The 13,264-nt window shown below is 62.2% G+C and carries 12 protein-coding genes and 1 pseudogene; 8 read left to right on the top strand and 5 right to left on the bottom strand.

The window, feature by feature from the left end; all coding sequences use genetic code 11:
* Positions 1 to 12: 12 nt before the first annotated feature.
* Positions 13 to 1,983, top strand: a complete 1,971-nt coding sequence (locus LC298_RS17860; protein ID WP_131571731.1) for a methyl-accepting chemotaxis protein — start codon at positions 13 to 15, stop codon at positions 1,981 to 1,983.
* Positions 1,984 to 2,080: 97 nt separating this feature from the next.
* On the opposite strand, the gene LC298_RS17865 is transcribed toward LC298_RS17860, so the two are convergent.
* Both LC298_RS17865 and carA read right to left on the bottom strand, forming a co-directional pair.
* Entirely contained in the window at positions 2,081 to 3,388 is a 1,308-nt protein-coding gene (locus LC298_RS17865) for a mechanosensitive ion channel family protein (RefSeq protein ID WP_131571728.1), read from the bottom strand.
* Positions 3,389 to 3,442: 54 nt separating this feature from the next.
* Positions 3,443 to 4,666, bottom strand: coding sequence for a glutamine-hydrolyzing carbamoyl-phosphate synthase small subunit (gene carA / locus LC298_RS17870; RefSeq protein WP_131571725.1), 1,224 nt, complete (start codon positions 4,664 to 4,666; stop codon positions 3,443 to 3,445).
* Positions 4,667 to 4,944: 278 nt separating this feature from the next.
* On the opposite strand from carA, the gene LC298_RS17875 reads away from it, so the two are divergent.
* Positions 4,945 to 5,397, top strand: coding sequence for a GatB/YqeY domain-containing protein (locus LC298_RS17875; protein WP_131571722.1), 453 nt, complete (start codon positions 4,945 to 4,947; stop codon positions 5,395 to 5,397).
* A 43-nt stretch (positions 5,398 to 5,440) separates the two neighbouring features.
* On the opposite strand, the gene LC298_RS17880 is transcribed toward LC298_RS17875, so the two are convergent.
* Positions 5,441 to 6,172 carry an LrgB family protein gene (locus LC298_RS17880; RefSeq protein WP_131571719.1) on the bottom strand — a complete coding sequence of 244 codons (732 nt, stop codon included), beginning with the start codon at positions 6,170 to 6,172 and terminating at the stop codon, positions 5,441 to 5,443.
* Positions 6,162 to 6,524 carry a CidA/LrgA family protein gene (locus tag LC298_RS17885; RefSeq protein ID WP_131571716.1) on the bottom strand — a complete coding sequence of 121 codons (363 nt, stop codon included), beginning with the start codon at positions 6,522 to 6,524 and terminating at the stop codon, positions 6,162 to 6,164. The genes LC298_RS17880 and LC298_RS17885 overlap by 11 nt, the downstream gene beginning before the upstream one ends.
* A gap of 235 nt (positions 6,525 to 6,759) precedes the next feature.
* Here LC298_RS17885 and LC298_RS17890 point away from each other — a divergent pair, with 235 nt between their 5' ends.
* The 4 genes from LC298_RS17890 to rpoD all read left to right on the top strand — a co-directional run bounded on the left by LC298_RS17890 (position 6,760) and on the right by rpoD (position 11,956).
* Complete coding sequence (locus LC298_RS17890; RefSeq protein WP_131571713.1) at positions 6,760 to 7,071, top strand: PilZ domain-containing protein; 312 nt, start codon at positions 6,760 to 6,762, stop codon at positions 7,069 to 7,071.
* 145 nt (positions 7,072 to 7,216) lie between these two features.
* Positions 7,217 to 7,570, top strand: a complete 354-nt coding sequence (locus LC298_RS17895) for a PilZ domain-containing protein (RefSeq protein ID WP_131571710.1) — start codon at positions 7,217 to 7,219, stop codon at positions 7,568 to 7,570.
* Positions 7,571 to 7,666: 96 nt separating this feature from the next.
* Positions 7,667 to 9,592: a DNA primase gene (dnaG, locus tag LC298_RS17900; RefSeq protein WP_131571707.1), complete on the top strand. Its 1,926-nt coding sequence runs from the start codon at positions 7,667 to 7,669 to the stop codon at positions 9,590 to 9,592.
* A gap of 315 nt (positions 9,593 to 9,907) precedes the next feature.
* Entirely contained in the window at positions 9,908 to 11,956 is a 2,049-nt protein-coding gene (gene rpoD, locus LC298_RS17905; protein ID WP_131571704.1) for an RNA polymerase sigma factor RpoD, read from the top strand.
* A gap of 107 nt (positions 11,957 to 12,063) precedes the next feature.
* Here the strand turns inward: rpoD and LC298_RS17910 are convergent, their stop codons facing one another.
* Complete coding sequence (locus LC298_RS17910; protein WP_131571700.1) at positions 12,064 to 12,459, bottom strand: hypothetical protein; 396 nt, start codon at positions 12,457 to 12,459, stop codon at positions 12,064 to 12,066.
* Between the two features lie 89 nt (positions 12,460 to 12,548).
* On the opposite strand from LC298_RS17910, the gene LC298_RS17915 reads away from it, so the two are divergent.
* Positions 12,549 to 12,878, top strand: a complete 330-nt coding sequence (locus tag LC298_RS17915; RefSeq protein ID WP_131571697.1) for a winged helix-turn-helix transcriptional regulator — start codon at positions 12,549 to 12,551, stop codon at positions 12,876 to 12,878.
* A gap of 141 nt (positions 12,879 to 13,019) precedes the next feature.
* Positions 13,020 to 13,264: pseudogene (locus tag LC298_RS17920) on the top strand (hypothetical protein); the annotation flags it as partial.

A 13,264-nucleotide genomic window follows, 5' to 3' on the forward strand; every position in this document is an offset into this window, starting at 1 on the left:
GGAGAAGAATCGATGCGCATATTCCGGGGACTGCTCGAAGCAAGTATTCGGGCGAAACTGATCGCCATCGGCGTGGTTACCGCTGCCGGCTTTATCGGTCTTGTCGCAATCGGCTGGGTCTCTGGTTCGACTTCCGTCGAAGCCGTTCAGGGAGGGCGGGCGATGAATGTCGAAATCCGAAACATCGAGGAAATGCGCATCGCCGGTCTGGAAATGGTGCTGGCCGCCATGGACACGATCATCGACCGTGACGAAGGCGTCATGTTGCCCGAACGGGCCGAAACCGTTGCCGCCGCCCTCAAGACGATCCGCGAGGGAACCCGGTCCGCCAGCCATATTGCGAACATGGTCAATCGTCCGGAGCTTATGGAAACCTTCTCCGCCGATCTTGAGGAAGTGGCTGAGGCAATACAGGTACAACTTCCTGAACTGATCAAAAACAATGCTTCGCAAGCCGAATTCGCGGCGATTGACGACGCCATCGACGGCGGCGGAGAGAGGATCCTGGATAATCTGCAGCGATTGGCCGAGCTGGGGATTGAACATGTTCGCATGAAACTCGGCAGTGCCGAGACAGCGGCTGAAAACTCCAAGATTTATCAGTCGACGGCGGCGATTGTCTTTCTGGTCCTCGTCTGCGGTATGATGGCGTTGGTCACCCGCGGTATCATCCGGTCTCTCGCCGGCCTAAGGGATGACATGAAGGCGGTGGCGGACGGCGACCTGTCGCGTGAGATCAAGGGAGCGGAACGCAGCGACGAAATTGGATTGATGGCGCAGTCGGTGCTGGTGCTCCAGCAGGCGGCTGTCGATAAGGAACGCATGGAGCGCGAGGCCGAGGAAAACCGCGACCTGACCGATAAGGAACGCGCGGAGCGCGAGGCCGCCAAGGCCGCCGAGGCGGCCACCCTCAACGAGGCGATCGAGGCGCTGGCCGGTGGACTGCAGCAACTGTCCGCTGGCGATCTGACCGCGCGTATCGACAAGCCGTTCACGGAAAGCCTGGACCGCCTGCGCGTCGACTTCAACGAATCGGTCGAAAAGCTTTCCGAAACGCTGTCCGAGGTAAAGGTCAACATCGACACCATCCATTCCAATGCCGGCGAGATGCGGTCGGCCGTGGAGCAACTGTCTAGCCGTACCGAGCAGCAGGCCGCCTCGCTGGAGGAGACCTCGGCCTCGCTCGAGGAGATCACCGCCACGGTCAATTCGTCGTCGGAGCGCGCCGACGAGGCCACCCGCAAGGCCGCCGAGGCCAAGTCAGCGTCCGATTCGTCCGCCAGGGTGGTCTCCGACGCCGTCGAGGCGATGGGCCGGATCGAGAACGCTTCCGGAGAGATCGCCAAGATCATCGGCGTGATCGACGAGATCGCCTTCCAGACCAACCTCTTGGCGCTCAACGCCGGCGTCGAGGCCGCCCGCGCCGGGGAAGCCGGCAAGGGCTTTGCCGTCGTCGCCCAGGAAGTGCGGGAGCTGGCCCAGCGCTCTGCCACCGCGGCCAAGGAGATCAAGGCGCTGATCGACAAGTCCACCGACGAGGTGGAGGGCGGCGTCGGGCTGGTCAAGGCGACCGGCGAGGCGCTGACGAAGATCGCCGAGCAGGTCACCGACATCAACGATCATATCGCCTCGATCGCCAAGGCGGCCCGCGAGCAGGCGACAGGCCTCGCGGAAATCAACTCGGCTGTCGGCCAGATGGACAAGGTCACCCAGCAGAACGCCGCCATGGTCGAGGAAACCACGGCCGTGACCCATCGTCTTGCAGGCGACGCCGACAGCCTCACCGCTCTGGTCGGCCGCTTCGCCGTGCCCTCGTCCGGCGGCTTGCGGTCGGAGAGATCGGCTCCGGCGCTTGCGGTGGTTGGGGAGAATGACGGCGAACGCGCGCCATCCAAATCCCCGGCCAAGTCGGTGATGAACAAGGTCAAGCAGGCCTTCGGCGGCAACGCCGCTGTGAAACAAGACAATTGGGAGGACTTCTGATCTGGCGCCTTGCCGGTCGTATCGAAAACGCATTGCCGGGGATCGCATGGTCCCCGGCGTTGGCGCGCGCGGGTATGGCGGGCGGGGCTGTCGGATCCTATTCCGGCTGGCGGATTTCCACCGGCGTGCGCATGATGATCTCGCGGTGCGGGAATGGAATGGCGATGCCAGCTTCCTTGAAGGCATCCCACAGGGCCAGCAGCACCTGGCCGCGGATATTGGTCAGCCCGCCCTGCGGGTCGGTGATCCAGAAGCGCAGCTTGAAATCGAGCGAAGACGAGCCGAACGCGGTCAGCCAGCAGACCGGCCGTTTGGCGTCGACGACGCGCTCCACGGTTTGCGCCGCCTCGATGGCGATGCGGGTGACCTCATGCGGATCGCTGTCGTAGGAGACGCCGAAATCGACGTCGAGCCGGATGAAGTTGTCCGAAAACGACCAGTTCACGACCTGCTGGGTGATGAAGTCCTCGTTCGGGATCAGGTATTCGCGTCCGTCGCGCGTGATCACCGACACGAAGCGCGCGCGCAACTCGCGGATCCATCCGAACGTGTCTCCCAGCTCGATCGTGTCGCCGGGCTTGATCGACTTGTCGATCAGGATGATCACGCCGGATATGAAGTTCGACACGACCTTTTGCAGGCCGAAGCCGATGCCGACGCCGACGGCGCCGGAAAAGATGGTCAGAGCGGTAAGGTCGATGCCTACCGCATTGAGCGCGATCACGCCGGCGAGCACCGTCAGCGTGATGCTGACGACCTTGCCGGCCAGAACCTTGAAGGACGGCGACAGTTCCGATGTGGCTTCGATGCGGTTCTGGAAGAATTTTCCGGCCAGATGCGCGGTCCACAGCAGAACGGCGGTAACGACGATCGTCCGCAATACGAACAGCGCGGAAAGGCGGAAATCGCCGAGATCGACGGCAACCGATTCAAGCGCGATCTCGAGCGTGTCGCGGATGCCGAGAATGCCGGCCGCGACATACAGGAAGACGCACAGCGCCACGAAACGCGCCAGCGCCCTGTTGCGGATGATGCGCGTGAGAACCGATGCGGCGAGCCACGTCAGGGCGAGGATGAGCGCAAGCGACAGCAGGTAGCTGCGGCTCGGCCATGTCGTCGCCAGCAGCACCTCGCGGATGATCATCAACGCGACGATGAACAGGATCCATTCCGTGCGCCGCATGAATGCGGCGATGACGCGCAGCAGGCCTGGATTGCCCTTGATTTGCCGCGCACGGCCTTCGAGCGCCGGTTCGATCTTCAGCGACAGCAGGTAGGAAACCGCGAAGCAGACCGCGATGATCAGCAACTGATAAAGCGTCCAGGGCTGGGCGAGATAGCGCTCCAGCGAGCCGGCGAAATCGGCGCCCTGTGCGATCAATTGGCGAATATCGAACGAACCCATGGGGTTAGCTTATCCGATTGCGCGCAAGAGGGTAGTGCGCAATCGAAATCCGGTTCAGCGCTCGGCCACCGCCGCTTCGCCGTTTCTCTGCCGGATAAGGTTGAGGAACCGGCGGAACAGGTAGTGGCTGTCCTGCGGGCCGGGGGAGGCCTCGGGGTGGTGCTGCACCGAGAAGACCGGCTTTCCGTCGACGGCGAGGCCGCAATTGGTGCCGTCGAACAGCGAAACATGGGTTTCGGTGATACCTTTGGGAAGAGAAGCGGAATCGACCGCGAAACCGTGGTTCATCGACACGATCTCGACCTTGCCCGTGGTGTGGTCTTTCACCGGATGGTTGGCCCCGTGGTGGCCCTGGTGCATCTTCACCGTCTTCGCGCCGAGCGCCAGCGCCAGCATCTGGTGACCGAGACAGATGCCGAACACGGGAATGCCTGTTTCGATCAGTTCACGGATCACCGGTACGGCATATTCGCCGGTTGCAGCCGGATCGCCCGGCCCGTTCGACAGGAAGATGCCGTCAGGGTTATGCGCCAGCACCTCTTCGGCGCTCGCCGTTCCGGGGAGCACCGTCACCTTCGCATCCAGACCGGCCATGAGGCGCAGAATGTTGCGTTTCACGCCATAATCGAGAGCCACGATGTGCACGTCCTCGGCGGTGTTGACGCCGAAACCCTCGTCCCACTTCCACGGCGTCACGCTCCACTGCGACGACTGGCCGGAAGCCGCGTCCTTGGCGAGGTCGAGCCCGACGAGGCCGCTCCATTCGGCGGCGCGCTGCTTCATCGCCCCGATGTCGAACTGTCCCTTCGGATCGTGTGCGATCACCGCGTTGGCCACGCCGTTTTCGCGGATGTGGGCAGTCAGGGCCCGCGTGTCGATGCCCGCCAGGGCGACGATGCCGCGCGCCTTCAGCCAGGCGTCCAGATGTCCGGCGGAGCGGTAGTTCGAGGGGTCGGTGATGTCGGCCTTGAAGATCGCCCCCACCGCACCGGTGCGCCGCGCCGGCGTCAGATCCTCGATATCCTCGTCATTGGCTCCGATATTGCCGATATGCGGAAAGGTGAACGTCACGATCTGTCCGGCGTAGGACGGATCGGTGAGGATTTCCTGGTAGCCGGTGATCGCCGTGTTGAAGCAGACTTCCGCCTCGACGGCGCCCGGCGCGCCGAAACCTTTTCCCTCCAGAACCGTTCCATCCGCCAGAACCAGTATCGCCGTGGCAGGCTCCGTAGCCCAGGGCGGCGTGACGGGAGAGCTTTGAGCGGTGGAGTCATGCATCGTCGTCGATCTCGAAACAGTGAATTGAGGCACCTTGCCGAGGCGGGGCTCTATCACCATATCCCCGGTCTGAAAACACCGCTCAGATTGATATCCGGGCAGTATTTGGCCTCTGCATGGCGCCCACGCGGTTTGCGGCGATTCTGTGGCACGGCGCTGCAGAACCTTAGGCCAGGAAATGGAATAGACAGAGATATCAAAAGCTTAGGACCATGTTCTGCGCTTGCTTCGCCTATCGAACAGCGCTATGTTCCGCGTGCTATCAAGGAGTTGTTATGATGCGCGAAGCGATACAAGCTGCGCTGAAAGATGCTCAAAAATCCCAGGACAAAACCCGGATTTCGACACTGCGACTGATTTGCGCCGCGGTGAAGGATCGCGACATTGCCAATCGCTCTGCTGGCAAGGACCCGGTCTCCGACGAGGAGATCACCGAAATCCTGACGAAGATGATCAAGCAGCGCCGTGAATCGGTGGATGCCTACGAGCAGGCGGGACGCCTCGAACTGGCCGATCAGGAGCGCCGGGAATCAACGGTAATTCTGGAATTTCTGCCCAAGCAATTGGGCGAGGATGAGGTCGAGCAGGCGTGCAAGAGCGTCGTCGACGAGACCGGTGCCGAGGGCCTGCGCGACGTTGGCAAATGCATGTCGACACTCAAGCAGCGCTTTCCGGGCCAGATGGATTTTGGCAAGGCCAGCGGCGTGGTGAAGAACATCCTTCGCCAATAAGTCGTTCGATTCGGCGCCCCCAACAGGCAGGGGTGGCTCAATACTAGAAGAAAAGCGCCCATAGAAGCGGCAGAAGTATTGCGGTTGCCAAGGCGTTCAGCCCCATGGCGAGGCCGGAGAATGCGCCCGCGATCTCGTTCACCTGCAGCGCCCGCGCCGTGCCGATGCCGTGGGCTCCGGTCCCCATGGCGAAACCGCGCGAGGCCCAGTCCTTCACTCGGACGGCGTCCAGCACCAGCGGGCCAAGGGCGGCCCCGAGGATTCCTGTGGCGATCACCATCACTGCTGTCAGCGACGGCAATCCGCCGAGATTGTCGGAAATGCCCATGGCAACGGGGGCCGTGACCGATTTCGGCCCGATGGAGATAACAGTGGTGCGTGCCGCGCCGAGCGCCCAGGCGATCGCCATGGCGCTGATGGCCGCCGTCGCCGCACCGCTTAGCAGGCTGACCGCGATGGCCATGCCGGATTCGCGCACCCGGTGGAATTGGCGGTAGAGGGGAATCGCAAGCGACACGGTGGCCGGCCCGAGCAGGAAATGCACAAATTGCGCACCTTCAAAGAACGTCTCGTAACTCGTTCCGGTAGCTAACAGAATCGCGACCAGCACCACCACCGCGAACAGCACCGGATTGAGCAGAGGGTTAAGCTTGCCTCGCGTGTATATCCACATCCCGGCCTGGTATGCGACCAGCGTCAGTGTGAGATGGAGAAGCGGGCTCGCCGAGAGATAGACCCAGACGTCCTTCAGATCTGCTGGAAGATCACTCGGCATCGGATTTCGCGCTCCCTTTGCGGGCGGTCAGGAATTGCATCAGCAGCCCGGTCACGGCGATGGTCGCGACGGTCGAGACGACCAGCGCGACGGAAACTGCAATTCCGTCTCCCGTGAGCAATGAGAGATGCACCATGATGCCGGTTCCGGCCGGGACGAACAGCAGCGACAGGTTGGCGAGCAGCGCGCCGCCCACCTTCTGCAGATCCTCCGGTATGCCGCCATGGATCATCAGCCCGGCGAACAGAAGCGCCATTCCCATGACGGGGCCGGGCACAGGGAGCCCGACCGCAACCACGAACGCCTCGCCGGCGAGCTGGCAGATGAATATGAGGGTCAGGTAATTAAGCATCTTGGGTTTCCTTGAACGCTTTGTTGTGGGCATGGCGGCGGTCGGGAGGTCGCCTGTCTGTGCAGCGAATGCCGTTTTGGCACCGCGCGAAGAGTCCGACAAGCTGGCGTGGACCGCTCCGGGCCGCTAGTGGGCGCATTGGCGGATTTACAGTGAATTCCGCCGCCGGAATTAACCGCATATTACTTTAGGGCATGTACAATTTTTCTCATTGTTCCATTGGCAGGAGGGGGAGATGAGCGGTGATGATCAATCCAGTCGACGTCGCCATGCGCGCCTCGAGACGCGGATGTTCGCGAAAATTTCCAACGGAATGAAGATCGATGGCGCCATGGTCCAGGACCTTTCGATGTCCGGAATAGGACTGGAGATGCACAGCACGGCCGATCAAGAGCCCGGAAATCAGGTTGAGATCCATTGCGGGGAACTGGGATGCATTAATGGAGCGGTTCGCTGGGTGAGGCCAGATCGCGTGGGCATCGAGTTCGCTGCAAGTTCCAACAACGCGGCCAAGATCGCGGCTTTTTTCAAGCATTTTAAAGGGTGAAGTTGCTGATCTGACATAATGCGGGAAACTGCCGGCCCTGCATTTTCGCCGGAAATACATAGCCGCACTACGAACATTTGCATTGGGCTCTTAAGGCGAATTTATTCTTTTTCGCCAACAATTTCGCTTGGGACACGGGGTTGGGATGATTGCGAAAGGCACCATCTTGGTCCAAGCGAGAACAGAACAGAAACGTTCTAGTGAGCGGCATCTCGCGCGTTTTGGCGTCTTGGCCAGTACGTGCCGGAAGCGGTATCGCGCTTCCGTGGTGGATATTTCCACCACCGGAATCTGCATAGCCACCGAAACGCCCAATACGCTTGTGAACGGAGAAAGTATCCAGATAGCGTGCAAGGCGCTTGGCTATCTCGACGGAACCGTGCGCTGGAGCAAGCTTTATCGTGCCGGCATCGAATTCAACCCGAGTTCCAATACCGCCGCCAAGATAAACGCATTTCTCAAATATTTTCGCGAGCGTAGCATCGCGGCTAGGCGTTAGAACTGCTGTCTGTGAATTGCGAGGAACCTCCGCCAAGGGCGTGGCGTCACGCCGCGTGCCCCTGTATAGGTGGTCGCAGATTCCCTGAGGCCGGCAATGCGTTTTCCGCAATCCTTTCTGGACGAGATACGCGATCGCGTTCCGATTTCGGACGTGATCGGCAAGCGCGTGCCTTGGGACAAGCGCAAGACCAATGCGCAGCGCGGTGATTATTGGGCGTGCTGTCCGTTTCACGGCGAGAAGACGCCGAGCTTCCACTGCGAGGACAAGAAGGGACGCTATTACTGTTTCGGCTGCGGCGTCTCCGGCGATCATTTCCGCTTCTTGACAGAGCTGGAGGGTACGCCGTTTCCCGAAGCGGTGCGCCAGATCGCCGACCTGGCCGGGGTCCCGATGCCGGAGCGCGATCCGGAGGCGGAACGGCGTGAGCAGGCGCGCTCGACGCTCTCTGACGTGATGGAGATGGCGGTCGCCTATTTCGAGGCGCAGCTTCAGGCGTCGGCGGGAGCGAAGGCGCGCGCCTATCTGCGCGACCGGGGACTGTCAGGCACCACGCAGAAGAAGTTCCGCCTCGGTTATGCGCCCGACAGCCGCAATGGGCTGAAGGAGCATCTCGCCTCCAGGGGGGCGGCAAAGGACCAGATCGAGGCTTGCGGGCTGGTTGTGTTCCGCGATGACATTCCGGTGTCCTACGACCGTTTCCGCGACCGCATCATGTTCCCGATCGAGGACGCGCGCGGCCGTACCATCGCCTTCGGCGGTCGCGCCCTGTCCCCCGACGTGCCGGCAAAATATCTGAATTCGCCGGAAACGGAGCTCTTTCACAAGGGCAACGTGCTCTACAATTACCGCCGCGCGCGCGAAGTAGCCCGCGAGGCAGGCACCATCGTCGCGGTCGAGGGCTACATGGACGTGATCGCCCTCGATCAGGCCGGCATCGCCAACGCGGTCGCGCCGCTTGGCACGGCCCTGACCGAAAACCAGCTGGAAATGCTCTGGCGGCTGACGCCGGAGCCGGTGCTTTGCTTCGACGGCGACAAGGCGGGCGTGCGCGCAGCTTGGCGCTCGCTCGATCTGGCGCTCCCCGGCCTGAAGCCCGGGCGTTCGGTCCGCTATGCGCTTCTCCCGGACGGAAAGGACCCCGACGATCTGGTCAGGCAGGGCGGGTCGCACGCCTTCACCGCGATCCTTGCGGGTGCTAAGCCGCTTGCCGACATGCTGTGGTCGCGCGAAACCAGCGGCAAGGTGTTCGACACCCCCGAACGGCGCGCCGAACTCGAGCGGCTGCTACGCGACGCCGCGGGCACGATCCGCGATGAAAGCGTGCGGCGCCATTACGGCCAGGCGATCCGCGAGCGCATCGCGGCCCATTTCGGCCCGGTCTCGCAATCGCGCCACGGCGGCAAGGGGGGCCGGGACGCCTATGGCCCTCGGAAGGGCCGCGCCGGAATGGCCGGCGGGCGGCTTGCGATCTCCGAAAGCCTGACACGCTCGCGCCTCCTGAGCGCGGCGGTCGACAACATGCCGCTGCGCGAGGCCGCACTGGTTTCCGCCGTGCTCTGCCATCCGGACTTGCTCGCGGAGCATTTCGATGACTTCACCGGCCTTGATCTGGGCCATGGCGGCCTCGAGCGGTTGCGCGGCGCCATCCTCGACGTCTGTGCGACGTCGCGCCCGAGGACGCGCGAGGCGCTGCTCGAGCATCCGGCGCTGGCCGGCCAGATGCAAACGATAGCGACGCTCGACGCGCTGATCCGCCGGGCCCGGCTGTGGACTGCGACGGGGGAGGCGGCCTTCGAGGACGCGCGGGAAGGATTCCGCCAGGCGCTGCACCTGCATCGCCGCGCCCGCAGCCTGAAGCGCGAGCTCCGCGCTGCCGAGGCGGCGTGCGCGAGCGATGGCGACGAACTCGACTACAACCGCCTCGCCGACATCCAGAAGGAGATCGACACGGCCAATTCGCTGGAGGCGCTTGTCGACGGATTCGGCGTCTCCTCGGGCCGTCCGATGCGCTCGTTTTGAGGGCCTTGCCGCCGGCGGCCACGTTGCCGTTGCGCAATTTTTCTGCCGCGGAGGTGTTGACGGCCCGGCGAATCGCGGGAATCAAGGGGTTTCCGGATTGGGGCCCCTTGTGTCGGACGTTACAAGGCAGTTGCGTGCGAGCAAAGCTTGGATTGGCGGCGAGGGCACCTAGATAGAGTTAATTGGCGATTAAGGTGGTTGGCCTAAGGCTGACGCTTGAACTCGCAAGGTCGGACAAACGGTTTCATCCCGTCGGATGGACGCGAACAGGCGGAACGGAGGCTGCAGCCCGTGCCCGCCGGAGACTGAACTTTTATGGCAACCAAGACAAAAGAAAAAACCGAAGCCGCAACCGCGCCCGAACAGGCTTCTGACGGCCCGCTTCTGGACCTCAGTGCCGACAGCGTCAAGAAGATGCTCAAGCTCGCCAAGAAGCGCGGTTACGTGACGATGGATGAGCTCAACGCCGTGCTTCCCTCCGAGGAAGTCACCTCCGAGCAGATCGAGGATACCATGTCGACGCTGTCGGAGATGGGGATCAACGTCGTCGAGGACGACGAGGTCGACAGCGACAACGATAACGACAACAACAGTGACGGCGACGGTGACGGCGAGACGTCAACCGAACTGGCGACGTCGTCGGGCAGCGCCGTCGCCACCACCGCCAAGAAGAAAGAGCCGACGGACCGCACCGACGACCCGGTGCGCATGTATCTGCGCGAGATGGGCACGGTGGAACTGCTGTCGCGCGAGGGCGAGATCGCCATCGCCAAGCGCATCGAGGCCGGGCGCGAAACCATGATCGCCGGGCTTTGCGAAAGCCCGCTGACCTTCCAGGCGATCATCATCTGGCGCGAGGAACTCAACGAAGGCAACATCCTGCTCCGCGACATCATCGACCTCGAGGCCACCTATGCCGGCCCCGAGGCCAAACAGGTGCCCAAGGTCCCGACTCCCGAGGAAATCGAGCAGGCCAAGAAGGAGCGCGAGGAGAAGGAACGCGCGCTGCGCGCCCCGCGCCGCCACGACGACGTCACCGATGTCGGCGGGGAAGGCCAGCCGGAGGAAGACGAAGAGGAGGACGAGGTCAACCTCTCGCTTGCGGCGATGGAGGCCGAACTGCGCGAAGGCGTGATGGAAACGCTCGACACCATCGCCTCGACCTATTCCAAGCTGCGCAAGCTGCAGGACCAGCACGTCGAAAGCTCGCTGGCGGACTCGACGACCGACGCGCTGTCGCCGAGCCAGCAAAAGCGTCTCAAGAGCCTCAAGGACGAGTTGATCACCGACGTGAAGTCGTTGTCGCTCAACAACCAGCGCATCGAATCGCTGGTCGAGCAGCTCTACTCGATCAACAAGCGCCTGGTGCAGAACGAGGGCCGCCTGCTGCGCCTCGCCGAGAGCTACGGCGTGTCGCGCGAGGAATTCCTGAAGGAATATCACGGCTCCGAACTCGACCCGAACTGGCGTGAGCGTGTCAGCGGCCTGTCGGCACGCGGCTGGCGTGAATTCGCCAAGGAACTGGCGGCCATCGACGAACTGCGCTCCGAGATCCAGGAACTGTCGACGGAGACCGGCATCTCCGTCGCCGAGTTCCGCAAGATCGTCAATCAGGTCCAGAAGGGTGAGCGCGAGGCCCGGATCGCCAAGAAGGAGATGGTCGAGGCCAACCTCCGGCTGGTGATCTCCATTGCCAAGAAATACACCAACCGCGGCCTGCAATTCCTCGATTTGATTCAGGAAGGCAATATCGGCCTGATGAAGGCGGTCGACAAGTTCGAGTACCGCCGCGGCTACAAGTTCTCCACCTACGCCACCTGGTGGATCAGGCAGGCGATCACCCGCTCGATCGCCGACCAGGCCCGCACCATCCGCATTCCGGTGCACATGATCGAGACGATCAACAAGATCGTCCGCACGTCGCGCCAGATGCTGCACGAGATCGGCCGCGAGCCGACGCCGGAGGAACTCTCCGAAAAGCTCGCCATGCCGCTGGAAAAGGTCCGCAAGGTCCTGAAGATCGCCAAGGAGCCGATCTCGCTGGAGACGCCGGTCGGCGACGAGGAGGATTCGCATCTCGGCGACTTCATCGAGGACAAGAACGCCGTCCTGCCGATCGACGCCGCCATCCAGGCCAATCTGCGCGAGACGACCACCCGCGTGCTCGCCTCGCTGACCCCGCGCGAGGAGCGCGTGCTTAGAATGCGTTTCGGCATCGGTATGAACACCGACCACACGCTCGAGGAGGTCGGCCAGCAGTTCTCGGTGACACGCGAACGCATTCGCCAGATCGAGGCCAAGGCCCTCAGGAAGCTCAAGCATCCGTCGCGGAGCCGGAAGCTAAGGAGCTTCCTGGATAGCTGATCCGGATTGGCATCGAGTAAGAATAACCCGGCGGAAACGCCGGGTTTTTTGTTCAAAGGTGCCCAAACAGGCCAATCGCGTTGATCTCAACGTCCTTATTTTTAGGGTCAGGCTGCCGCCGACCCGGCAGGCTCCCCACGAGGGCTCCAGACCGAGAGAAGGGTGGCAAAAATCGCGGCATTGACCATCGGAAACGCGGCGACCGCGATGCCGATCGTTCCGGTTGCCACATAGTATGCGCCAACCCCGAAATCCAAAGCCTGGATGAGCACCATGTTGCGGATCCAGAACAAGTCCGGCGTCGCCTGACGGGCGAGTGCCGCCATGCCTATTCCATAGGCGATGAAGCGCGACGACAGCATACCCAGCATGTAGTTGTTGTCGATCGGCGGCACGCTCAGGCCCATCCAGTCGAAGAAGGGACCGGGTACCAGCAGCGTGAGCGCGCCGAGCACCAGCTGCGAGACGGCAACCACCCAGAGAATAGCTTTCAGTCTTGTCATAAATATCGCTCCTCACGTTTAAACGCTTGCAGCAAGGTAGATATATAACTATAGAAAGTGAAGTAGTTACAAAAAGTATAGCTTAACGAATGAAAAAGATCAGCGATTTCAATGGTGTCTGCGACACAGACTGCCCGGTGGCACGAGCGAATGACATTATCGGTGGCAAATGGACGACGCTGATCATTCGAGATTTGCTGTCAGGCAAGAAGCGTTATTCGGAACTGGCCCGATCGCTTGCCGGCATCAGCCCGCGTATGCTGGCTGCGAGGCTTGATATGTTGTGCGGAGCCGGGCTGGTTGCCAAGACTGTTTATCCGACCGTACCTCCGAAGACGGAATACGAACTGACGGATGCTGGTAAACGCATCGAACCAGTGATCGCGGCGATGGCCGAATTCGGTAGCAAACTGAGGTAAGTGGGGCGCTAAGGCGCATTCGGTTTTCCTATCCGCCGGGCCGTCCTCCCTCACACTTCGCATTTTCTTCGCGCTTTTTTATCCACACCCCCGAAACCTCCCGGATAATCCGTCCCGTGTTTGTTGCCGAAGGAGGCAGGGATGGGTTTCGACTGGGAAGGGTCGGTGGAACATTACGGCGATGCGCTCGACGCGCTTGCCGCGCGGCTCGTCACCATGGCCGGGATCCTGTGGGGCCGGCCGGTCGAGACCCTGCCGCGCGGGCTCTATCTGGAGATCCTGTCGATCCTTCGCCCCGCCGAATTCGCCTTGCGCCGCCTGATCGTCATGGCCGCCTGGAAGGTGGTCCCGGAGATCGGCCTGCCGCCAGCGACAGAAGAAGGCGA

Origin of the sequence: Oricola cellulosilytica (assembly GCF_019966575.1) — a bacterium.
GTDB lineage: Bacteria > Pseudomonadota > Alphaproteobacteria > Rhizobiales > Rhizobiaceae > Oricola > Oricola cellulosilytica.